Origin of the sequence: Paraburkholderia sp. A1RI-2L (assembly GCF_048957375.1) — a bacterium.
Taxonomy (GTDB): Bacteria; Pseudomonadota; Gammaproteobacteria; order Burkholderiales; family Burkholderiaceae; genus Paraburkholderia.
Genome location: NZ_JARBTA010000001.1, coordinates 2,033,144 through 2,055,752, shown reverse-complemented (window position 1 = coordinate 2,055,752; position 22,609 = coordinate 2,033,144). Strand labels below are relative to the sequence as shown.

Below are 22,609 nucleotides of genomic sequence, written 5' to 3'. Positions count from 1 at the left end.
GCGTTAAAGGAGAGGACATGACTTTTTCTATCGTCGGGCGTTGCGAGCGGACCGGCCAGCTTGGCATTGCGATCAGTTCATCGAGCATCGCGGTGGGCGCGCGCTGTCCGTGGGTGCGCGCGGGCGTTGGCGTGGTCGCGACGCAGAACGTCACGCTGCCCGCGCTCGGGCCGCGGATCCTCGATCATATGGAGAGTGCGAAGCTCGACCCGGCGGCAGCGCTGGATCGAGCGCTGGGCGAGAGCGAATGGAGCGAGTACCGGCAGGTGACGGTGGTCGATGCACAAGGACGCACCGCGTTTTTCAGCGGCAAGCAAGCGCTCGGCACATATCACGCGGTCGCGGGCAAGCAGTGCGTCGCGGCGGGCAACATGCTCTCGGGCGTTCATGTGATCGAGGCGATGATTCCCGCGTTCGAGAATGCGTCGCGTCACCTCGCCGACCGATTGCTTGCGGCGATGCATGCGGCGCTCGCGGCGGGCGGCGAAGCAGGGCCCGTGCATTCGGCCGCGCTGAAAATCGCCGGAGAGCAGAGCTGGCCGCTCGTCGATCTGCGCGTCGATTGGGCCGATGACGATCCCATCGGCAAGCTCGATGGGCTCTGGCACGCGTACCAGCCGCAGATGCAGGACTACGTGACTCGCGCATTGAACCCGACCGCCGCGCCAAGCTACGGAGTCCCTGGCGATGAGTGAAACGACGAGCCGCGATCTGCTCGAAAGTCTGGTTGACTTCGCGACGGTCAGTCGCGATTCGAATCTGAAGCTGATCGAGTTTATTCGCGATTACCTCGCGCAACTGCACGTCGAGTGCGAACTGTTCTACAACCCGGAGCGTACGAAGGCGAACCTGTTCGCAACCATCGGGCCGCGCGATCGTGGCGGGATCGTGCTGTCGGGGCATACGGATGTCGTGCCGGTCGACGGACAAGCGTGGAGTGTCGATCCGTTCAGGCTCACCGAGCAAGACGGGCGGCTCTACGGACGTGGTACGGCCGATATGAAGGGCTATCTCGCGTCGGCTTTGGCGGCGGTGCCGCTGTTCCTCGAAAGCGAATTGAAGATTCCGGTGCATCTCGCGTTTTCTTACGACGAAGAAGTCGGATGCCTCGGCGTGAGGCCGATGCTCGCCGAGCTGGAAAGGCGTCCGCACAAGCCGCTGTTGTGTCTGATCGGTGAGCCCACCGAACTGAAGCCCGTGCTGGGCCACAAGGGCAAACTCGCGATGCGCTGCCAGGTGAAGGGCGCGGCTTGCCATTCCGCGTATGCGCCGTATGGCGTCAACGCCATTCAGCACGCGGCGCGTCTGATCAGTCGCCTGGAGGAGATAGGCGAGCGCCTGGCGCGGCCGGAGCATCATGACGAGCGCTTCGATCCGCCGTATTCCACGGTGCAGACGGGCGTCATCAAAGGTGGCCGCGCGCTCAACATCGTGCCGGCGGAATGCGAATTCGATTTCGAAGTGCGCGCGCTGCCGGGCTTCGACGCAAACCAGGTTGCCGACGATTTGCAGACGTATGCGCGAACGGAACTGCTACCGAAGATGCGCGCCGTGAAATCCGATACCGAGATCCGCTTCGAATTGCTTTGCGCCTATCCAGGGCTCGCCACGCCGCCAGACAGCGAAGCGGCGCGTATTCTGGCAATGCTAAGCGACTCCCAGGAGTTTGGTACGGTAGCGTACGGATCCGAGGGCGGGCTATTCAACTTCGCGGGCATTCCTGCTGTCGTGTGCGGCCCGGGCAGCATGGATCAAGGGCACAAACCCGATGAATATCTGACGGTCGAACAACTTCACGGCTGCGATTCGATGATGAAACGCGTCGCGCGGTACGCTGTTGGCGCGGGTTGATGCATCTCGTCATGTGTCCTGCCGTCGATCGACGGTCCTAAAAGCACCGAAGTCTACCGATTGGCCGATTGCCTCGCGTTTACGCGCAATCGGCCGCGGCCAAATGTTGTCGGCCGCACACACCGCCATGCCGTCATTCGAACGGCTGATCCACTCCTTCACTCGCCGAACGCCCAATCGCGACATCACTGCCAAAGTGATCGTTGGCTGCGCAACGTGTCAACTGTCGAATCGGCGAACTTCCTGAGGCTGGGCTACCCAGCCCTCGCCTGTCGGATTCGTTATTTCGGATTTCCTCCCGCTTTCAATCGCTCAGTGAGGTAGCGAACGGTTCGCTCTCTGTGTCCCGGATACCTTAACGACACGTAAAAGGGGGGCGGCCACGCTGAGCGATCAGTGGCGCTGCTTGAGAGGCGTCCATGATCGACGTCGAAGAATGGTTAATTGGGAATCCAAAATGAAAACCAAGGCCCGGGGGGGTAAGGAATGGGTGCCAGTTCTGGCGATGCTGGCGGTTAGTTTGCAAGCGGCGACGGCGGTGGCCAGTCCATCCACTGCAGGGAACGCGCCCGACGTCCTCGCAGATGGCGTAGGTCTGTCATTTCGGCAAGGCAGTATCGATTGGTCTATGGGCGCAGCTGATGCTTTCGCTGCGGCCGGTCCGCAGATGCCAGGCGGCGCGCGTGGGACGGGAGTAGGCGTCGGCTCGGCTGCGAGCCCGGGACAGGGACCGGGCGATGGCAGCGGCTCGGGTGGGCCCGGCACGGGAGGCGTTGCGACGGACGGCGGCACGGGCGGCGGCACCGGAAATTCGGGTGTTGGCAGTGGGGGCGGCCTCTCTGGCAGTGTCGGTGCAAATTTGGGGGCAGCCAACGCAGGAGTTGCAAACGGTGGCGCTGGTGACACTGGAACAACCGGTAGTGGCATGGGAGGTACCACCGCGGGTAGTTCAAGCAGCGGTGGCCAGCAGGGTGCCGGTGGTCAGGGTGCGGGGGCACAGACCGGCAGCGGCCAAGGTAGCGGGGCGCAAGGTACCGGCGGTCAAGGTGGCAGTAGTCAGGGTAGCGGTTCGCAAGGTGCTGGCGGTCAGGGTGGCGGTGGACAGGGTGGCGGTGGACAGGGTGGCGGTTCGCAAGGTGCCGGCGGTCAGGGTGGCAGTAGTCAGGGTGGCGGTTCGCAAGGTGCTGGCGGCCAGGGAAGCGGTGGTCAGGGCAACGGCGGCCACGGTAGCGGTGGTCAGGGTGGCGGCGGTCAGGGTGGCGGCGGTCAGGGAAGCGGTGGTCACGGAAGTGGCGGCCAGGGAAGCGGCGGCCGGGAAGCGGCGGCCGGGGAAGTGGCGGCCAGGGAAGCGGCGGCGGGGAAGTGGCGGCCGGGGAAGCGGTGGCCGGGGAAGTGGCGGCCACGGTAGCGGCGGCCAAGGTAGCGGCGGCCAAGGTAGCGGAGGCCAAGGTAGCGGAGGCCGGGAAGCGGCGGCCAAGGTAGCGGAGGCCAGGGAAGCGGCGGCCGGGGAAGCGGCGGCCAAGGTAGCGGCGGCCATGGTAGCGGTGGTCAGGGTGGTGGTGGTCAGGGAAGCGGTGGTCACGGTAGCGGAGGCCAAGGTAGCGGCGGCCGGGGAAGTGGTGGCCAGGGAGGCGGTGGCCACGGTACCGGTGGTCAGGGCAGCGGTGGTCAGGGCAACGGCGGCCAGGGCAACGGCGGCCAGGGAAGCGGCGGCCACGGCAATGGTGGCCAGGGTACCGGTGGTCAGGGCAACGGGGGCCAGGGTAGCGGAGGCCACGGTACCGGTGGCCAGGGTACCGGTGGTCAGGGCACCGGAGGCCAAGGGGGGGCCGGTCAGGGCAACGGTGGCCAGGGTAGCGGTGGCCACGGCAACGGCGGTCAAGGCAACGGCAACGGCAACGGCAACGGCAACGGCGGGCACGGCGGTACGCACTAGAAGTCAATCGTCTGCGGGTGCCTGGAAAGGCATTGCAGTGAACAGCCGCACCTCGCGGCTGCCTGCTACCGAAATCCTCCGCCCTTCAGGGCGGAGGATTTCAGCCTGAAGAAGCGCATTCTCTCCGCGTGAAAGCGAGGCTGTCTAAACGGCGAAAAATTCCCGACAGTCACCGGCCCAGGCGACGCATATACGGTTGGGTGTGCCGACTGTGCAAGGCCATCGGCCGCCACAAAACGCGACTTCCATTAATCCGCAAAGTCGGTGCCGCGGAGCCTGTGCGGCACGGCATTGTCACCGGCATGCCCAGCTCGGTCATTGCGTTCAGGTTAATGCTGTGGACTTGATGCAGCGGGCCGGCGCTGGCCGAATCGTGACTTACTGATTACTGCCCAACGGGGAACATTGTGAAAGTCATGTTAGATACGACGCTGTATGGGCTTGCGCACGGACGCGCCCCGCGCGGACATGGAAACATTTCACGTCCCCGCTGCGCAATGCGGAAATTGATGACAATGGTTCTTCACTCGATGATGCACAGCGACGCGAAGAAAGCGACAGCAGAAGCAAAGCGACGCAATGTAACCTTCATCATGCTGTGCTCATGATGAGTGCATTCACTTTCTGGCTGTCGAGCGTGATGGCAGGTGCTGGATTCGGTACGTCCAATCTGTTTGGAGATCTGTTCGTCTGGTCGTCCGTACTGCTGCTGCTTGTGTCGATCGCACTCGATAACGAATAGCTCGGCCTGTAACCTGGTTCTCGTCAGCGACCACGAGCAGCCAATTCGCGATCTCGTCGTGCTCAACACACCTGCTCCACCGGGCCAGGCACTCGACCGATGATGAAGCTCGCGAGCGCATCGAGCATGAAAGCTATTGTGCCGAAATGAATCCGCTATTTTGGCTTTGAACGACCATAGAGGCCGTTCTTGGCGACCTGGCTGCACGACGCACGGCGATTACCAGCAGCGCGATCAGGACAAACGGAGCAACTTGAACATGCAGCACAGTCGCGACCGGGTCCATCGCCAACGGTAATAACCACGCCGCCACGAGTACTTCCCGTTCACCGCGTAGCCAGCCGATGCGCAAGCCAGTCAGTGCCAGCCAGCCGATCGGAAACGCCAGCCATGCGAGGTCATAGTCATACATGTAAGGGCTGCAAAGGAACGTCGCTGCAAAGAGGGCGGCGCCGCGCAGTTCCCAGTCAGCGCAACGGCGCCACACATACCACACGGCAAACACGGCGCACGCCGCGACCAGGCCATGCACGGCGTACGCGCCGATGACGGGCGTGCCGAGTAATCGCAGGAACGCGAAGACGCTCGGCATCTTGGCCCAGGGGAGCACGCCGCTTTCGAGAAAGTGCCGCGCATCACCCAGGCTGGCAATGCATCCACGGATCGTGTCGGCCCCCAGCACTGCGGTACCGAGACCGAAGAAGCACAAGGCAGTCAAAGCGGCGGAGATCAATGTACGCCACGCGCCGATCGCGAGTAACGCAACCGGAAATAGCACGGCAAGTTGAGGCTTCAGCGTGAGCAGTCCGATGAACACGCCGGCCAGGACGGGCCGCCGCCTGAGGCAAAGCATTGCGGCCCCGGCGAGCGCCGCTGTGAGGAATGCGTTCTGACCATGAAAGACATTCATCCATAAGCCGGGGAACGCCGCCAGACACCACTTCGCTGTCGTGTTGAAGACGATGCGACGCAAGACCAGCAGATAGCAGGTCAGTGTCGACAGAATGAAAGTCAAATATGCCGCCAGGTAGGGCAGTAGTGCCAGTGGCAGCACGACCAAATAGAAGCTGGGCGGATAGTACCAGCCGAAGATTGACTGCGAGGCAGGCACCGCAACCTGCACGGCCTTGAATAGCGACGAGAGGTTGTAGGCATCCTCAGCATGCCCGGCAAGTGCAATATGAGAGGCAGCCCAAAACGCAATAAAGTCGGCGCCGAGGGGTTTGCCTTGCAGGTCCAGCATATCCTTCGACAGCAGAACCCAGGCAATGAAGACGACTACAATCAGACCCAGCACGATTCGCGGGTAGATTTTGATTCGCTCCCGATTCAGCCAGTGCGTACTGCGGCCCATGAACGACTCCCCCGCAATTCCTGCTTCTGCATTGATTCCGCCAACGGTGAATCGTGACAGTTTGGGGGCGTTGTAAATGAATGTTTGTCGGCAAACGAACCAATACGGCTTCTTTTTGCGGTGGAACGGTTCAATCGCTGGTCGCACCGATGCCGCTTTCGTGTGCAGCGCTTCACTCCACCTTTTCTTCGTGAAGGAGTGGCAAGAGTCGGTCGAACTCGCGGCGCACGAGGCCGTAGCACTCGCAGGCCCGGGCTTCGAGACCCTTGCGGTCGAGCACGCGGATGCGACCGCGGCTGTGATGGATCAGGCCTTCGTTGTGCAGCTTGCCGGCCGCTTCGGTGACGCCTTCGCGGCGCACGCCAAGCATGTCGGCGATGAGCTGCTGCGTGACCGTCAGGTCGTTCGAAGCCACGCGGTCCACTTCGATCAGCAGCCAGCGGCAGAGTTGCTGGCTGAGCGAATGATGGCGGTTACAGGCCGCGGTTTGTGCCACTTGCGTGAGCAGTACGTGCATATAGAGCAGCATGAGGCGGCGCAGGAAGTCCGAGCGCGCGAAGTGTTCTCTGAGATCTTGTGCACTCATGCGATACGCAAAGCCCGTGCATTGCACCTGCACGCGATTGGGCATGGCTTCGCCGCCCGTGAGCACGGGCACGCCGGTCATGCCTTCGCGGCCGATCGCAGCGATTTCCACCGAGCTGCCGTCTTGCATCGTCGAAAGTATGGAGATGATTGCCGTGGTCGGAAAATAAGCGTGGTGAATGCGCTGGCCGGAATCGCAAAGCAATTGCTCGGTACGTAGATGGACGAGTTCGAGGTGCGGTGCGAGTGCGTGCCATTCGTGTGACGGCAATGCGCCGAGCAAGTGGTTGCCGTGCAGATCCGATTGAAGGGCTAGCATGATTGGTCCCCGTGCGAAGCGGCTTTTCCCGCTTCGTGTTTTGTCATTCCGGCTGCCGAACCGCTTGTTGTTGGTCGCTTCCCATAGCGACTGCTGGCTCGTCTTGCCGACCCCGTAGGCCCGCTGCGTTCGCGATATCGGTTGTATGCGTCACGCGGCACGGCTCATCCGGCCAAGCACGGTATGTGCCAAGGCGCTGCAAACCGCGAGCGCGCGAGCGTTACGGCGCGAACTCGCCGGCGTATCCCCGCGTTTTTGTTTCAGATATGTACGACGCGTCATCTGAGCAGCGCCGCCGGCTGACCTTGATTAACTTGCAACTCATTGAATTGATTTGATTATTCTTCGTTTCGGCGCAGGGGGCGGAAATGACTCCATGCTGAAACACGCGCGTCCGGAGCCCCGGCCGCATAGCCGGGGCGTGCATGGAATCGTTCGGATTTGATTCAGCTGCGTCGCACTGCGAGCGCGGTGCATAGAAACGTTCAGTCCTGAAACATGCGCGTTTCGATTCTTCGCGCAAAGGGCCGTATTTCTATCGAGCGGTGTTGTTCGCGCAACGATCATGCAGGCGCGTCACGCTCCGCGCACAAACACCGCCCGCTTCATCCTCTGCAACGCGCCATACGGCGTCACGAAATGCAGCAGGCTTTTCCCAATCCCCGCCCAGTCGCGCCAATTCAGCACGTTCAGATAACGCACCTGTAAACGCAGCGTGGACACAATCTGCCGCCGCCGCTTCGTCGCGCTGATACCGCCTTCGTTGAGCTCGTAATAAAGTCCGAGCTCAGGCAGATTCGCGCAGTCATAGCGTTGCATCAGCCGCAAAAACAAATCGAGGTCCTCGGCGGCGGGATACTGCACGCGATAATTCCCGACCGCCAACACCGCGTCGATTCTCAGCATCACCGAAGGATGCACGAGCGGCGAGCGCAGCATGCGCGTTCGATGCAGCGTGCGCGCATCGGCGGCGGGCCGCAGCATGAAGAGCGGGGCCCCTGCGCGGTTCACCACCTGCGTCCACGTCCCCAGCGCGGCAAGCCGGGGCTCCGCTTCCATACGTGCGCGCTGCTTCGCAAGCCGCTGCGGCGCGGCGAGGTCGCCCGAATCGATGCGCGCCGCGTAGCGAAAGCCACGTGCCGCGAGCGCTTCCACGCCAGCCTTGAGTGCCCGCTCGATCCCGCCGTTTTGCGGCATGCGCAGCACGTCGACTTGCATGCCCGGGACGCTCGGTGCGACGATCGGCGGCGTGCTGCCGTCGTCGACGATGAGCGCGTACACCGGCGCATTTTCCTCGAACGAGGCGAGCGTGCGTTCGACGTCGGCCTGGCCGTTGAAGGCGGGCATCAGCACGGCCACATCGGCGAGTGCGCCGGTGCGGGTACCGCTCCATCGATCGGCGGGCGCGGCAGCGGGGGAGTTCGTCATGAAGCCAACTTGAAGCGGATGTAATAGAAGTTCACGCAAGCCGCCGCGAGATAGCCGCACGCGAGCCCGACGAGCGCGCCGTAGGCGCCCATGCGCGGGATCGCCACAAGGTTCACGGCGAATGCCACCGCGAGAGCGAGCAGCCATTTGGCGAGCAGCACGAACTTCGCCTGATATTTGAGCACGACGAGGTTGCCGATCGCCTCGACGCCCGCGGGCAGCGAAAGCCACACGGCCCAGCGGAAGATGCCGATTGCGCCCGCATAGTCCGGCCCGAACACGTGGCCGATGATGAAGCCCGCGAGCGCGTCGAGCACGAGTGCGCCCGCAACCATCAGCGCGGCGGTCATCGCGAAGAGACGCACGAGGTTGCGGCGCAGCTGCGCGGTCTGCTGCACGCGATAGACGAAGGCGGGTGCGATCGTCTGCGAGAGCATGAGCGCGAGCGTGATCCAGTTTTCGTTGAGCTGCTGCGCGGCGGAGTAGCGGCCGAGATCGGCGAACGAGATGGTGCGCTCGAGCATGAGCCGGTCGAGCTTCAGGAACAGGTACATGCAGATGAGCCCGAGCCAGAACACGGTGCCCGCGGTCGCGAAATGCTTGAGGAGCGCGCGGTCCACGTGCCAGCCGAGCTTGCCGCCGTGTTGGCGCCGGTAATAGAGCACGAGCGCCGCGCCGATGGCCGCCGACTCGAGCGCCCAGAGCCAGCCGAAGCTGGCGGGCGCGAAGGCCGCGCGCGCGAGCAGCAACACGAGCAGCGCCTTGACCACGGCCGTGCTCATGCTCGCGAGCAACTGCGGCTTGCTGTACGTCATGCTCTGCAGCCAGGCGTTGATCACGCCGACGAACGGCTCGCGAAACAGCATCGTGACGGCGAGCCCGGCCAGCATCGCGCCGACGAGCGGGTCGGTCACGCCCAGCGCGATGCCGCCCCAGGTGACGGCGAGCGCCGCCGCCGAGACGCCGATGCGCAGCGCGAAGGCGCTGCCGAGCACCGTGCCCAGTTCCTCGCGAGGTTTGTTTACGATGGTCGGCACGAGAATTTCAGCGCCGCAGACCCAGGTGATGGGCGCGAGCACGAGCAGCAGCGTGTTGGCGTATTGCCATTTGCCGAATACATCCGGCCCGAAATAGCGCGCGAGCACGCCGCTGATGACGATGGCCACGGCGATCTGCGTGACGCGCTCGAGGCCGAGCCACACGATGTTGGCGACCGCGCGCATGACGTCGGGGTTCGCGTAGCGTTTGAGGGTCAGCATCGGCGGAACGCGCCCGTGGTGCCTGTGGTGCCCGTGGTGCCTGTAGCGCTTGCGTTGAGGCGGGCACGCCGCGTGCGGGGGCATGCGGCCAGGTCCAGTCCTGCCGGGCCCGGCGCGGCTTTTGTCGTCTGAAGGAAACAGCGAGGCATTAAAATAGGTGCGTAATCAGCAGAATGACCGACAGGTAACCCACAGGTAACCAACAAGAGCCTCGGCCGGGCAACGGCCGACGCCAAAAAACGGCAATTATAGTTGTAACGATTCCGACTTTTCGTAACCACTGGCCCCGCCAGCCGGGTGAACCATGTTACGAATACACTCCGACTTTCTATCGCACTGTGAGCCTCACCATGATTTCTCAATCGATTTTCAAGGCCTATGACATCCGTGGCGTGATCGGCAAGACGCTCGACACCGACACCGCACGCGCGATCGGTCGGGCGTTCGGCAGCGAGGTGCGTGCGCAGGGCGGCGATGCGGTGGTGATCGCGCGGGACGGCCGTCTTTCGGGGCCGGATCTCTCGGCGGCGCTGGCCGATGGCCTGCGCGCCGCGGGCGTGGATGTCGTCAACGTGGGCATGGTGCCCACGCCGGTCGGCTATTTCGCGGCCAGCGTGCCGCTCAAGCTCGCCTCGGGCGAGCGCAGCATCGACTCGTGCATCGTGGTCACGGGCAGCCACAATCCGCCCGACTACAACGGCTTCAAGATGGTCCTGCGCGGCAAGGCCATTTATGGCGACCAGATTCAGGCGCTCTATCAGCGCATCGTCGACGAGCGTTTCGAGTCGGGTTCGGGCACCTATGCCGACTACGACATCGCCGATGAATATGTGGCGCGCATCGTGGGCGACGTGAAACTCGCGCGCCCGATGAAGATCGTCGTGGATACCGGCAATGGCGTAGCGGGCGCGCTCGCGCCGCGCCTGTTCAAGGCGCTCGGCTGCGAACTGGTCGAGCTCTTCACCGAAGTGGACGGCACCTTCCCGAACCACCATCCGGACCCGGCGCACCCCGAGAACCTGCAGGACGTGATTCGCGCGCTCAAGGAAACCGACGCCGAAGTGGGCTTCGCGTTCGACGGCGACGGCGACCGTCTCGGCGTGGTGACGAAGGACGGCGAGATCATCTATCCGGATCGCCAACTCATGCTGTTCGCCGAGGAAGTGCTCTCGCGCAATCCGGGCAAGCAGATCATTTACGACGTGAAGTGCACGCGCAATCTCGCGAAGTGGGTGAAGGAGAAGGGCGGCGAGCCGCTCATGTGGAAGACGGGCCACTCGCTCGTGAAGGCGAAGCTGCGCGAGACCGGCGCGCCGCTGGCCGGCGAAATGAGCGGCCACGTGTTCTTCAAGGACCGCTGGTACGGTTTCGACGATGGCCTGTACACGGGCGCGCGTCTGCTCGAGATCCTGACGCGCGTGGCCGACCCGAGCAAGCTGCTCAACGATCTGCCGAATTCGCACTCCACGCCGGAGCTCCAGCTCAAGCTCGAAGAGGGCGAGAACTTCGCGCTGATCGCGAAGCTTCAGCAGAACGCGAAGTTCACGGGCGCCGACGACGTCATTACGATCGACGGCCTGCGGGTGGAGTATCCGGACGGCTTCGGCCTGGCGCGTTCGTCGAACACGACGCCGGTCGTGGTCATGCGCTTCGAGGCCGATAACGATGCGGCGCTTGCGCGCATTCAGGCCGACTTCAAGCGCGTGATTCTGGCCGAGAAGCCGGACGCGAAGCTGCCGTTCTGAGGCTTCAGTGTGCGTTTGACGCCGTCCTGACGCTGTATTCGAAGTAGAGCCTGACGCGGCGCCGCGCGGTTTCACCGCCCGGCGCCGTGCTTTTTTCTACGGTTGGCTCCTCATGGGCCTCCTGCGACGACCCCGAAATACCCCGCCCGTGGACGGCTGGTCGTTTAACTTGCTATACGGGTGTTCGCTGGCACACACCTTATTTCGTTTTCCCCCTACACAATCTCCCGACGGGTGAATCGCCACTCATAACATACCAATCGGGGGCCTCTTGAAAGCCATTGTTCGCCGGGAGGTCCAGCAATCTGCTTTCTTCACGCGAGAAAGAATCGCGGTGTACAGCAGCGCATTGCTTGTCGGGCAACTCGTGGTGATCGGGGTCTGGGTCGTATCGTGCTGGCTATTGCACACTCGCAACGTGCCGCCTCCCGGTCTCGACTTCCGTGTGTTCTGGAGCGCCTCCTTTATTTCCATACATCAAGGGGCCATTGCTGCATTCAATCCAGATCTCCTGCATGCGGTCGAAAACACCTTGCTTCAGGGCACCGGAGTGGAAAGCCCGTGTGCCCTCTGGGTTTATCCCCCTCCGTTTCAGCTGCTTATCTTTCCGCTCGCGATACTTCCATACCCTGCGGCGTATGCGTTGTTCTGCTGCGCTAGCATCGCGTGCTGTCTGTTAGCGTGCGCACCAATGATGAAATCCAGGCCGCTGCCATGGGCGGCCGTTATCGCATTTCCCGGCATTTGGGTCGCCACCATTCATGGTCAGAATTCGCTGATCACGCTCGCGCTCGCCGCCGGCGCGCTGGGGTTACTCGAGAAACGGCCGATTGCAGCCGGTGTGTGTGCTGGACTTCTTATCATCAAGCCGCAACTCGCGCCCATATTTCCTCTGCTTTTCCTGTTCAGCCGGAACTTCAAGGCGTTTTTTGCTGCCGGAGTGACGGCAGCACTTCTTTGCCTTGTGAGTAGAATCGTTTTCGGTATGCCTCTCTGGCTTCGCTTCTTCGAGATGGCCGCATGGTTCAACTCCGCAGTCCAGAACAACTATGCCAACCTATGGGACGCCATGCCTACGGTCTTCGCGATCGCGCGTCACTCAGGGGTCAGCATCGGCGTCGCGTACGCGCTTCACGCCTTGGTTGCCTTGGGCTCGTTGCTGTTCACGATCTCGATATGGCTGCGCAAGCCGCACTCATCGCTGGCGAAGGCGGCAGCCGTTACGACCGCATTGTTGATGCCGATTTATTTGCTGTACTACGATCTGGCATGGCTCCTGTTAGCCATTCTTTATCTAGCTGATGATCTTCGGAATTCACCTCGGCCCGCTCGCGTGGAATATGTCGTTGCGGTGCTCGCATGGCTCGCCCCTCTTGCGTCACTGATTACGTGGTTCACGCCTTTCAAGAGCCGGTGGGCAGTGGTCTTGCTGGTCGTCTTGATGACAGTCGTCGCCCGGCGCTTCATTCAGGAAATCCGCGTGCGGTCACGTCACCACGCCTGCATTACCCACACCGCGTCGTGATACAGAGTTGCCGCACTGCAAGCGATTCACGGTTTGCCCGGGGAGGGTGTCGGTGCCTTGAACGTGACGCCCTGGAAGGAAGCCCAGAATTCCATGTATGAGGAAACCGCCTGACGGGAGGGCAACTTGCATACAACGAACCGAAGCCTCGAAGGCCTGCGCGGTACGGCGGCGCTCCTGGTCGTGCTTTTTCACATGAAGATACTGTCCGCCTACTCTGGAGTCGTTCAGAATGGATATCTCTGCGTCGACCTCTTCTTCGTCCTAAGCGGGTATGTGATCTGTTCTGCTTACGCATCTCGCGTGACGAACAGCCGCGAGGTCTTCCGCTTCGTGGTTCGTCGCATTGGACGGCTCTGGCCGCTGCACGTACTCTCATCCGTGCTCTTCTATGGCTTGCTCTCCTTGCACGCAGTCACGTCCCATCAACCAGTTCTGGTACCTACGCTAGCGGAATTCGTTTCGCTGCTCACGATGACAAACGGGTTCAATCTTTTTGACCACAACATCGGGAACAGTGTCAGCTGGAGCGCAGGGGACGAGCTTTACGTTTACGTTGTTTTCGCGGTGACATGCATTGCACTGCGCGTGCGGGCGTTCGTGCTGTTTGCTGCCTTCGCGATCATAGGCGCCCTGATAGCCTTCCGGATCAACGCCGATTATTGCTTTACACATGGCGCTTGCTATGACATGACCTACTCTTTCGGCTGGGCGCGCTGCCTGGCTGGCTTTTTCCTTGGCGCACTTGTGGCTCGGCACGGCAACGCCCTACATTTAGTGACGTCGCAAAAATGCCAGGTGATCGCTGCGGTTGGTGCTCTGGTGCTGCTTCAGATTGCAGCCGTTGTCCCGCCATTGGCCTTCGGGGCGCCGGTTGTCTTCGGCCTGCTCGTCGCCTCGTTAGCGCGAGATAGTGGGCCCGTAGCCGGCCTGCTGCGCAAGCGACCGCTGCAATACCTTGGAGAGGTATCTTATGCACTGTATCTGAGCCATGCCGTCTTCCTGGTTTACTTTATAAACATGGTCGACGTTCCGGGGCATCAATTGGCATGGCGGGCAGGCTGCTGTGCAGGCTTCTTATTCGCCTCCTTTGCGCTCGCACATTTCTTGCATCGATACATTGAGATTCCACTACGGGAGCAGATCTACGCTTTTGCGGAGAAAATGCCTGCCATCCGGGGCCGAAACGAGACCGGGCTGGCAGCGAATGAATGACTAATCTCGTTCTTCCAGGCACAGTTTTACCGCGCGATCGTCGGTTGGTAATTCAACTGCGATTCAGTTGTACGCTGTCACACATTCGGTTTCCGGGGGAAGTCCCAGAATTCATGTGTGAGGAAACCGCCCGCAGCGGGAGACCAACGTGCATAGAACAAATCGAAGCCTCGAAGGCCTGCGCGGAGCAGCAGCGTTGCTCGTCGTGCTCTTTCATCTGGGCCAGGTGTCACACGTCCCCGGTGTCATTCGAAACGGCTATCTCGCGGTCGATCTTTTTTTCGTGCTAAGCGGATTCGTCATCTGTTCAGCATACGGGGAGCGCTTGGAGTCGGGGTACGACGTGTGGCGCTTCGTCGTGCGCCGCTTCGGGCGGCTGTGGCCGTTGCATATCTCTACCGCAGTCCTCTATTATGTGATCGGCGGATTGCCGCTGATCCTCACCCACAGCGGCGTATTCGCACCGACGGGCGCGGAAGCTCTGTCAATTGTCACAATGACTCAGGGTCTGAGTATCGTCATCCACTCGTTCGGCAACCCGAACGCATGGAGTACCAGCGACGAGTTTTACGTCTATCTCCTGTTCGCTGCCATCAGCCTGGTTGCACGCCGCCACGTGCAGATTGCTTTTGCATTTGCTTTTGCAGCTATCGGCCTTGCCATCGCCATATTTGTCGACGCCGGTACATGCGTATCTAACCGCCACTGCATGGATCTGGCTTCCAACTTTGGATGGGCACGATGCATTTGCGGTTTCTTTATCGGCGTATTGATTGCTTTTTCAAGGGAGCGCCTCCGGTCGCCATGTACACCGAAGATTCAGGTGGCAGTGGCAATCTGCGCTCCTGCGCTCATGATGGGTGCATACGCGATTCCGCTGTTGGCTTTTACGGCACCTCTAGTGTTCGGCACGCTCATTGCGGCTCTCATTTCCGACAACGGACCACTGGCGACGCTCCTGCAAGCGCGCCCCATGCAATATCTCGGCAGGACTTCCTACGCCATGTATCTCAGTCACGCCGTATTCGTCATGCCGCTCACGGAATGGCTTTTGCATGGCAACTATAGAATTGGCTATCAGCTTACTGGCGCGGTGGCGTTCTTGTTCGCGTCGTTAACACTGACCCACTTTATGCACAAGTACGTAGAAATCCCCTTTCGTGACCGGATTTATGCATGGGCGGACTCTCGCACGCATGAGAACGCAGCACCGCTTTTGCGTAATTGCTCCGACGACTATGGCCGGAGTATCGAAAATTGATCGGATGACCCTGATCTTGGGTTCCGATATCGACATAAATTCGGACACTTTTGCAAACGCATGTCAGTAGGGACGGCACGTGGATGGCGAACCCGCACATGGCTGATTTGACTGCAGTGTGTGGGTTCGCGAACGATCCAGCAGTTATTCCAGCTGCTGCGCGGCTCGCGAATCCCTCATACTCGAGATACAAGCTATCGCGAGGCACGACCGGCACGAGGCGCGCCACCTGACTAAAGGGTAGAGCGCCATGACCTGCCGGCCCAAGCGTCGCGCATTTCAAGGAGCGACGGGGGATGCCGCGGATCATCAGGTTTGGAATTTCGGGGGGCATTGCGACCGGCGTTCATGTCTCAGTCGCCTGGTCGGTGTTCAACTGGCTGGTTCGTGACTCTACCGTCGCTAACGTTGCGGCGTTCGTTGTCGCCAACATTGTCTCGTTTTTGCTGCAGACGCTGTGGAGCTTTTCCTCGCGTCCGACCGTCGCGCGTTTCCTGCGCTTTGCCACGGTCTCGATCGCGGGTTTTCTGGCCGCTGCGCTGATTCCGTTGCTGTGCGGGCGGCAGACGATCTGGCTGCCTACCTTCGCTGTTGTCATCTGCATTCCTGCGCTATCCTACGTTTTGCATGCACGATGGACCTATCAGGCAGCCTGACCATGCACGATCCCGTTCAATCCGCCTCCGGGGCGTTGAATCGACCACCCCGCTGGCTCGATGCGCAACGTATCCGCGCCTACGCGGCGTTCGTGCTACTAGTCAATATCGGTTACTTTTCTCTGCGGATATGGCTTGGGGCGATCGACCCGGTGCCCAACATCAGTCCGCCTGGCTGGGATTTCGCCGTATTCTGGAGCGCCTCCTGGCTCGCGTTGCACGGTCCGGCAGTCAATGCGTTCGACACCGCTCTGATCGAGCCGATCGCCCTGCCACTTCAAAACATGCTGCCGTCGCCGTTTGTCACCCCGTGGACCTATCCTCCAACGTTCCTGCTTGTCATGCTTCCGGCAGCCTTGTTGCCGTTCCAGGTATCGTGCATCGCGTACCTCCTGGCCGGGATTGCCTTCGCGTTCAAGGCGTGCGCACGCATTCTGCCGCCAGTACGGGACCTGTCCTGGTGGCTGCCGGTCATCGCGTTTCCTGCAATCTGGGTGACGGTAGGTGCTGGGCAGAACTCGTTTCTGACGTTTGCACTAATGGGACTCGGCCTCGTCTGTCTAGAGAGGCGGCCATGGCTCGGAGGAATTTTTTTCGGTTTGCTTGCTATCAAGCCGCAACTCGGACTCATGATCCCCGTTGCGCTGCTGTTCAGCAGGAATTGGCGCGCATTCGTATCGGCGGCGCTGAGCGTGGGCGTGTTTTGCGCACTCTCGGGGCTTGTGCTTGGGTTCAGTACGTTCGCTCGATTTGCCGAGGCGCTCCCCGCCTTTAACCAGTTCGTCGTTCAGTATTCGGATCGCTGGCCGCGCGGGATTTTGACGGTGTTCGGCACGGCACGTCATTTCGGCGTGGCTGTACCAACCGCGTATCTACTTCACGCGATCATGGCTGCGCTGGCTGCTAGTGCCGTTGCCTGGCTGTGGGCCACGCGCGCGAGTTTCGAGTTGCGGGCGTCGGCGCTCGTGCTCGCGACGCTGCTGGTCCCAACTTATCTGATGCCCTACGACTTGCTATTGCTGGGTTTGCCGATTTTGTGGCTCGTGCGAGACGGCACCCGCAACGGCTGGATTCGGGGCGACACCGTCGTGATGGTGAGTGCGTGGCTGTCACCGCTCGTCTCTTATACGCCCGGAGGTTGGGCGGCCGGCGCTTATGTGCCGTTCATCGTTTTTGCACTGCTGCTGGTAGTGATGCGGCGCTATATGGGCCAACGAGCCGTAAACGCTAACATGTGTGCCTGCGCGGTTGCGGCAGGAGAGCGCAGCCACTCTCGCTGAGCCTCGCTTATCAGTTGCTCTACGGCAATCGGGTTCCCGGTTACGATTCCCTCTTTTCTGCGGTACTGTTCAAGAGTGCAATCCAACCAGTCGGCCTCGATTACGCCGTTACTTTATCCGATTGATTTATCAGGATGACGGCCGCAATCTTCGGGGCAATCCCGCGATAGCGTGGTCCTGTCATGGCCGATACGCACGTCGGACCATGCGTAGATGCGGTCGCGGCAAGGGACTTCGATATACCGGTGCAAGAGATGGGCAAGCGCAAATGACACGAAGACGAGTACGGCAATAGCAATCAATTGATAATCAACTGCGTACTTGCTTTGTTTCAGCCATGAGGCAAACGGAAGCACAATTACGCCATGACCTAGATACAAGGCGTAGGAAATTCTCCCGAGATACTGCATGGGGCGAGTTTGGAGAATGGTTGCCAGTGGCCCGCGGTCGCTAACGAGCGACGCGATAAGTGCGGCGAACACGAGGGGCGCCGCGAAGGCTGCGAGAGGAAATTCAGACGCGCTAGCGAGGAACACAAAGCTGCCAATGGCCAAAGCGATCTGGACGGCTGGCGTGTCAAACCACCGGAGATGGGTTCGCGAGAGAGCAAGCAGCGCACCGACAAAGAATCCTGCAAGGCATCGTGCCCAGCCGAAGGAGGAATGCAGATCCATGCAGTGCTGGATCGAAACGCAAGTTCCTGCGTCGACGTAAAGGACTACGGCAAATCCTGTTGCAGCAGCGACAGCGAAAATTATTCGACGCCAGCGTCGCATACGCAGACAGATTACCGCGAAGAGCAGATACACGTAGAACTCATCGCCAGTGCTCCAGGCAACCAGATTGCCAATGTCGCGATCGGGAAAAGCCAGTCCCTGGGTCATGGTCACGATCGCCATCGTTTCCCCGCCTGTTGGCATATGGGGGGGCCTGCCACCGAGCGCGAAAATCATGCCTAGGAATGCGCAAGCGAGAATGGCGGAAACAATATGTAGCGGCCACAATCGCCCGCTGCGGCGCACGACGAAGCGCCATACGTCTTGCCCCGTTTTCAGCCGGTCTACATAGGCAGAGCAGATCACAAACCCGCTCAGCACAAAGAAGAGGTCAACCGCGAGATAACCGTTGCGGGTGATTGCTGAGAAGGGCGATAAAAGGCCGATGTGGAAGAATACGACGAGCAGTGCAGCGGCACCCCGCAGGCCTTCGAGGCTCCGATTTGTAGTTTTCAAGCCGCCCTCCGCTCTTTTTACTGTGGGAGCTTTCAAGGATGCGCGCTGTATGCCCTGCGTGGTCGCGCAAGGCATGCATGAGAATAGGCCGCTGCCGAGATTCCGATCAGAGTGACCTGCAGAATAAATAATGCCGCGCTACACAGCGCAATGGCGCTCGCGGGGCAGCCACGTTTTCTGTCCTGCCGCAACAGCCGCAGGTTGAACTCGGATACGACACGCGTCGCCAGGCCGTCCCCGTCGACAGCGACCCCCGCTCGACGCATGATCACCGGCCAGCTGCCCGGACCTGCGACGCACTGCGTCCGCGAACCAGCTCCAGCGCCGCGCCTCTGGAATGGACTTCTGCACGTTCGACTGGCAAGGTGCTGATCTTGCTACGCGACTCGTAGCGCCGGCGCACGAGGTAGATGGGCCGCTCTTTCGACTCGTCATAAATGCGCCCGATGTATTCGCCAATGACACCGATGCCTGTCAACTGAATGCCGCTCATGAACAGCACGACGGAGATCAGGGAAGCGTAACCGGGGACCGGATTGCCGAACAGCAACGTGCGAGCGACCATAAAACCGCCGTAGCAAAACGCCAGTGCTGCTATCGCGCAGCCAATATACGTCCAGCTGCGCAAAGGCACGGTGCTAAAGCTCGTAATGCCTTCCAGCGCGAAATTCCACAGGCGCCATCCCGAGAACTTGGTTTTACCTGCGGTGCGTGGCGTGCGTTCATAGTCGATGGTCACCGAATTGAACCCGACCCACGCGAACAGCCCCTTCATGAACCGATGACGCTCCGGAAGGCTGCGCAGTGCATTCACCACCTGGCGATCCATCAGCCTGAAGTCTCCAACGTTCTCGGGAATCTTGAGTTCCGAGAGTGCGTTGTGAACGCGATAGAACAACGCCGCGGTCGTGCGTTTGAGGAAGGAGTCGCAGGCGCGGTTCGCGCGTCGGGCGAGCACGACCTCGGCGCCTTCGCGCCAACGCTCGATCATCTGGGGGATCAACGAAGGCGGATCCTGCAAGTCCGCATCGATGACGATAACAGCGTCGCCAGCGGCTTCGTCGAGGCCCGCTGTGAGCGCCGCCTCCTTGCCGAAGTTGCGCGAGAGATCGATGATCCGCACGCGCCTGTCGCGCTGGCTCACGTGGACCAGTCTGTCGAGTGTGGCATCGCGGCTGCCGTCGTTCACGCAGACAATCTCGAAGCGGATCGATTCGACCGACTCCAGCGTCGCGATGATTTGCGTGAAAAATGCCTCGACACCGTCTTCCTCGTTGTAGAACGGGGCAACGATGGAGACGAGAGGGTTCGAGAACGCGGATCTGGAGCGGCGCGTTTCCTCTGCAATAGGCCTGTTCATGACGTTGGCTCCCTTGTTACAACGAGTTCGCGGTAGTGGCGATGGCCTGCGTGTTGCGCTCGCGCGCAATCTGCGCGACCAGCATCCAGAGCGTGGCAATCGAGATGAGTGGGGTGAACGGGACGTGTAGATTCGACACGAGCGTGAGTCCGGCGATGGGCGCGAGCCAGAGTACGGCCAGCCATTCACGTTGTCCGCTCTGGAAACCGTGTTCTTTAGCGTGCGCGATCATCCATGCGATGAGGATTCCATACCATGCGAGGTCGTAATCGTAGAGGTACGGGCTCACCATCAAGCTGGCGCACACGAGTACCGCAGCGCGCAGACCGAAGGCGCTCGGGCGGCCCCATGCATAGCAGACGGCCGAGGCGGCGCAAACGACAGACAGGGCTTGCGCCGCAGCGGCGAGGGCGGTTGGCGCATGGAGCAGCTTGAATGCTGCGAACAACGTGGGCACTCGAAACAGCAGTGCCCGTCCGGTTTCGACGTAGCTGTTGGCGAGCGCCACGTTGTGAAGGAACGCGACGAACGTTTCACTGCCGAACGCCAGTAACGCGAGCGCCATTGAAATTGCCACGCCTGCGACCATCGCGCCCAGTGCGCGCCACGAGCGCGAAGCGAGCAGCGCAAGCGGAATCAGCACAGCAAGTTGCGGCTTCATGGCAACGAGTGCAAAGCACAGGCCGGCGAGTATCGGGCGGCGGCGCAGCAGCACCAGACCGAGCCCCACCAGCGATGCGGTAAGCAATCCGTTTTGGCCGGACGTCAGCACGAGCGCGGAACCCGGGAAGGCAATCGCGATGAGTGCGGTGCGCGGGTGGGGCACGATCGTCGTGGTCACCTTGACGAACAGGGCGAGCGTGCCGAACAGGAAGATGGGAGCCGAAATTGTGAACGGCAGCAGCGCCAGCGGATAGACGAACAGCAGAAATGTCGGCGGGTAGAGCCAGGGGAGGACGCCGACGGGGCGGCCGGCCACATGCTCCTCGATGGGCGTCAGGATACTGAGGTTATAGGCATCCGCCGCATGTCCCTGCAGGGCAAGATGCGAGGCGCTCCAGAACGGCAGGCAGTCCACGGCGAGCACGCTCATCTGTGGATCCTTCAGCCACACCAGGTGATACAGGTACGCAAGCGCAACCCCAAGGTAGTAGATGAGTGCGGCAAGCGGATAGATCCACAGGCGTTGCCCGCTCAACCAGTGCGAGCGGGGCGTGCTGCTGTCGGGCGACTGAGCGGGCGCCGCCTTGGCGGTGCCGGTCAGTTCACGGAGGGTCGTCTGGTTCATTGAGTGGCCTCGCGCGTAATGGAATGGGTGCGTTCGATGCGCGCGCGGCGCAGCACCACGAGCAGCATGAGCAACAGAATGACCGGGCCGACTTGCGGCAGTCTGAGAACCTGATTGAAGAACTCGTATGCGGGAAGGAGCCAGGCGAGGAGCAGCACGGGCTGTTCGCCGGCCAGCCATCCGCGACGCAATCCGGTCGCGAGCAGACTGGCGCATGCCAGTCCGAACCACGTCAGGTCGTAGTGCCAGACATAGGGGTTGACAATCAGCGTGGCAGTCGCGAGCGCGGCCGCGCGCATGGCGGTGTCGCGCGTCGTGCGCCAGACCTTCCATGCGCTGCAGATGGCGATGATGGCAACGACTGCTTGCGCGAGTCTCGCCACGATCAGCGATGCGTCCATGAGCCGGAGCGAAGCGAACACGGACGGAGAAGCGAGCCAGAAACGGACGTCGTGCTCGAGCAGAAGCTCGCGTGCCATTCCGACGTTCCCGGCAAACAGCCGAAGCGAAGCCGGCCCGCAAAGCATCACGCTTGCAAGAGCAAGGAGCACGGCTGTCACGGCGGCGTATCCGAACACCTTCCACGCCCGTGCCGCGACCAGAACGAGTGGGAACAAGATGCCCAACTGCGGCTTGATCGCCAGCAGTCCGATGCAAATTCCGGCGATCACGGGACGCCGCTCGATCGATGCGATGGCGAGCGCGGCCAGCGCTGCCGTAATCAAACCGTTCTGCCCGAAGATGGCGCACACCAATACACAGGGCATGGCGAGCACGATATAGCGGGCCGTCGCGATGCCGAGCGTGCCCTGTGCGAGCCCGGAGACACGAACGGTTGCGCAGACATACGCCGAAGCGCTCGCGGCAAGGAAGGCAAAGTAGGCAAGCGGAAGCGGCAACAGCGCGAGTGGCGTGATGAATAGCAGAAACGTGGGGGGGTAGAGCCAGGGGACAAACGCGCTCTTGGGCAGGCCGCCCGTTGCTGCGATCACGATTCGGGAGAACGCCGAGTAGTCGAAGACCGTGGCGGCCTGGCCGTGAAGGACCGCGTGGCTGGCCGACCAGAACACGCGCAGATCGGAGCCTGGGCTCCATCCGCCTGTGTCGGAAAAGCCGCGAGTCACCACCGCCCACAGCCCCACGAAGCCGACGCCCATGACGAGCATGGCGGTGCTGTAAACAATGAGCCGTTCCCGAGAAAGCCAGGAGCACGCTATCGAGTGCGAACGTGTGGCATTCCACTCTAGTGGTCGCATTTTTTTCAGCCCCCGCTGAATTTTTCGGCTTGGCGGCGCCGCCGCCGTTTTTTTTGCCCCGTACTCGCCAGTGGTGTGATGCATGGCAGTCCTGGCGTGTTGCGGGATTATGGTGAGCAGGGCGTTTTCGGAGCAACACAGAGTGCGTCGCCAGCGTTCGGGAGCGAACACTGGCGGGAACGGATCGACCGTGCTGAAGGTCCGGGTCGCATATTTCGACTTGCGGGCCGAAGTTGCGTGCGCGCGCGACCGGTCGCGAGCGGGAGATGAGGGGTCGCGGCGCGTTCGTTAAGCGAGGTGCCCCACATGTCGAAGGT

18 protein-coding genes are annotated in these 22,609 nt (G+C 61.4%); 9 read left to right on the top strand and 9 right to left on the bottom strand.

From position 1 onward, the window contains the following. Positions 1 to 17: 17 nt before the first annotated feature. Positions 18 to 695, top strand: coding sequence for a DUF1028 domain-containing protein (locus PWP93_RS09510; RefSeq protein WP_421044291.1), 678 nt, complete (start codon positions 18 to 20; stop codon positions 693 to 695). Beyond that, complete coding sequence (argE, locus tag PWP93_RS09505) at positions 688 to 1,851, top strand: acetylornithine deacetylase (RefSeq protein ID WP_421044290.1); 1,164 nt, start codon at positions 688 to 690, stop codon at positions 1,849 to 1,851. Before PWP93_RS09510 ends, argE begins: the two co-directional genes overlap by 8 nt. A 949-nt stretch (positions 1,852 to 2,800) precedes the next feature. Here the strand turns inward: argE and PWP93_RS09500 are convergent. Then, complete coding sequence (locus PWP93_RS09500) at positions 2,801 to 3,136, bottom strand: hypothetical protein (RefSeq protein WP_421044289.1); 336 nt, start codon at positions 3,134 to 3,136, stop codon at positions 2,801 to 2,803. Between the two features lie 1,255 nt (positions 3,137 to 4,391). On the opposite strand from PWP93_RS09500, the gene PWP93_RS09495 reads away from it, so the two are divergent. Further along, complete coding sequence (locus PWP93_RS09495) at positions 4,392 to 4,529, top strand: hypothetical protein (RefSeq protein WP_421044288.1); 138 nt, start codon at positions 4,392 to 4,394, stop codon at positions 4,527 to 4,529. A gap of 133 nt (positions 4,530 to 4,662) precedes the next feature. On the opposite strand, the gene PWP93_RS09490 is transcribed toward PWP93_RS09495, so the two are convergent. The 4 genes from PWP93_RS09490 to PWP93_RS09475 all read right to left on the bottom strand — a co-directional run bounded on the left by PWP93_RS09490 (position 4,663) and on the right by PWP93_RS09475 (position 9,474). Continuing rightward, positions 4,663 to 6,030 (bottom strand): glycosyltransferase family 87 protein, encoded by a 1,368-nt coding sequence (locus PWP93_RS09490; RefSeq protein WP_421044287.1) that lies wholly within the window; start codon positions 6,028 to 6,030, stop codon positions 4,663 to 4,665. A 25-nt stretch (positions 6,031 to 6,055) separates the two neighbouring features. Next, complete coding sequence (locus tag PWP93_RS09485) at positions 6,056 to 6,787, bottom strand: Crp/Fnr family transcriptional regulator (RefSeq protein ID WP_421044286.1); 732 nt, start codon at positions 6,785 to 6,787, stop codon at positions 6,056 to 6,058. A 576-nt stretch (positions 6,788 to 7,363) separates the two neighbouring features. Continuing rightward, entirely contained in the window at positions 7,364 to 8,215 is an 852-nt protein-coding gene (locus tag PWP93_RS09480; protein ID WP_421044285.1) for a glycosyltransferase, read from the bottom strand. Then, positions 8,212 to 9,474 (bottom strand): oligosaccharide flippase family protein, encoded by a 1,263-nt coding sequence (locus tag PWP93_RS09475; protein WP_421044284.1) that lies wholly within the window; start codon positions 9,472 to 9,474, stop codon positions 8,212 to 8,214. The genes PWP93_RS09480 and PWP93_RS09475 overlap by 4 nt, the downstream gene beginning before the upstream one ends. Positions 9,475 to 9,824: 350 nt before the next feature. Between PWP93_RS09475 and PWP93_RS09470 the strand changes: the two genes are divergently transcribed. The 6 genes from PWP93_RS09470 (at position 9,825) to PWP93_RS09445 (ending at position 17,156) form a co-directional block, all read left to right on the top strand. Then, positions 9,825 to 11,219 (top strand): phosphomannomutase/phosphoglucomutase, encoded by a 1,395-nt coding sequence (locus PWP93_RS09470; protein WP_421044283.1) that lies wholly within the window; start codon positions 9,825 to 9,827, stop codon positions 11,217 to 11,219. Positions 11,220 to 11,490: 271 nt separating this feature from the next. Continuing rightward, entirely contained in the window at positions 11,491 to 12,744 is a 1,254-nt protein-coding gene (locus tag PWP93_RS09465; RefSeq protein WP_421044282.1) for a glycosyltransferase family 87 protein, read from the top strand. A 126-nt stretch (positions 12,745 to 12,870) separates the two neighbouring features. Then, complete coding sequence (locus PWP93_RS09460) at positions 12,871 to 13,959, top strand: acyltransferase family protein (RefSeq protein WP_421044281.1); 1,089 nt, start codon at positions 12,871 to 12,873, stop codon at positions 13,957 to 13,959. A gap of 148 nt (positions 13,960 to 14,107) precedes the next feature. Next, complete coding sequence (locus PWP93_RS09455) at positions 14,108 to 15,220, top strand: acyltransferase family protein (RefSeq protein WP_421044280.1); 1,113 nt, start codon at positions 14,108 to 14,110, stop codon at positions 15,218 to 15,220. 296 nt (positions 15,221 to 15,516) lie between these two features. Further along, complete coding sequence (locus tag PWP93_RS09450) at positions 15,517 to 15,876, top strand: GtrA family protein (RefSeq protein ID WP_421044279.1); 360 nt, start codon at positions 15,517 to 15,519, stop codon at positions 15,874 to 15,876. Between the two features lie 2 nt (positions 15,877 to 15,878). Next, complete coding sequence (locus PWP93_RS09445; RefSeq protein ID WP_421044278.1) at positions 15,879 to 17,156, top strand: glycosyltransferase family 87 protein; 1,278 nt, start codon at positions 15,879 to 15,881, stop codon at positions 17,154 to 17,156. 113 nt (positions 17,157 to 17,269) lie between these two features. Here the strand turns inward: PWP93_RS09445 and PWP93_RS09440 are convergent, their stop codons facing one another. From PWP93_RS09440 to PWP93_RS09425, 4 genes are all read right to left on the bottom strand, one after another. Then, on the bottom strand, positions 17,270 to 18,388 hold the full coding sequence (locus PWP93_RS09440; RefSeq protein ID WP_421044277.1) for an acyltransferase family protein: 1,119 nt from the start codon (positions 18,386 to 18,388) through the stop codon (positions 17,270 to 17,272). 268 nt (positions 18,389 to 18,656) lie between these two features. Then, positions 18,657 to 19,748, bottom strand: coding sequence for a glycosyltransferase family 2 protein (locus PWP93_RS09435; RefSeq protein WP_421045056.1), 1,092 nt, complete (start codon positions 19,746 to 19,748; stop codon positions 18,657 to 18,659). Positions 19,749 to 19,764: 16 nt separating this feature from the next. Then, positions 19,765 to 21,036, bottom strand: a complete 1,272-nt coding sequence (locus PWP93_RS09430) for a glycosyltransferase family 87 protein (RefSeq protein ID WP_421044276.1) — start codon at positions 21,034 to 21,036, stop codon at positions 19,765 to 19,767. After that, positions 21,033 to 22,463, bottom strand: a complete 1,431-nt coding sequence (locus tag PWP93_RS09425) for a glycosyltransferase family 87 protein (RefSeq protein ID WP_421044275.1) — start codon at positions 22,461 to 22,463, stop codon at positions 21,033 to 21,035. The genes PWP93_RS09430 and PWP93_RS09425 overlap by 4 nt, the downstream gene beginning before the upstream one ends. Positions 22,464 to 22,609 lie beyond the last annotated feature (146 nt).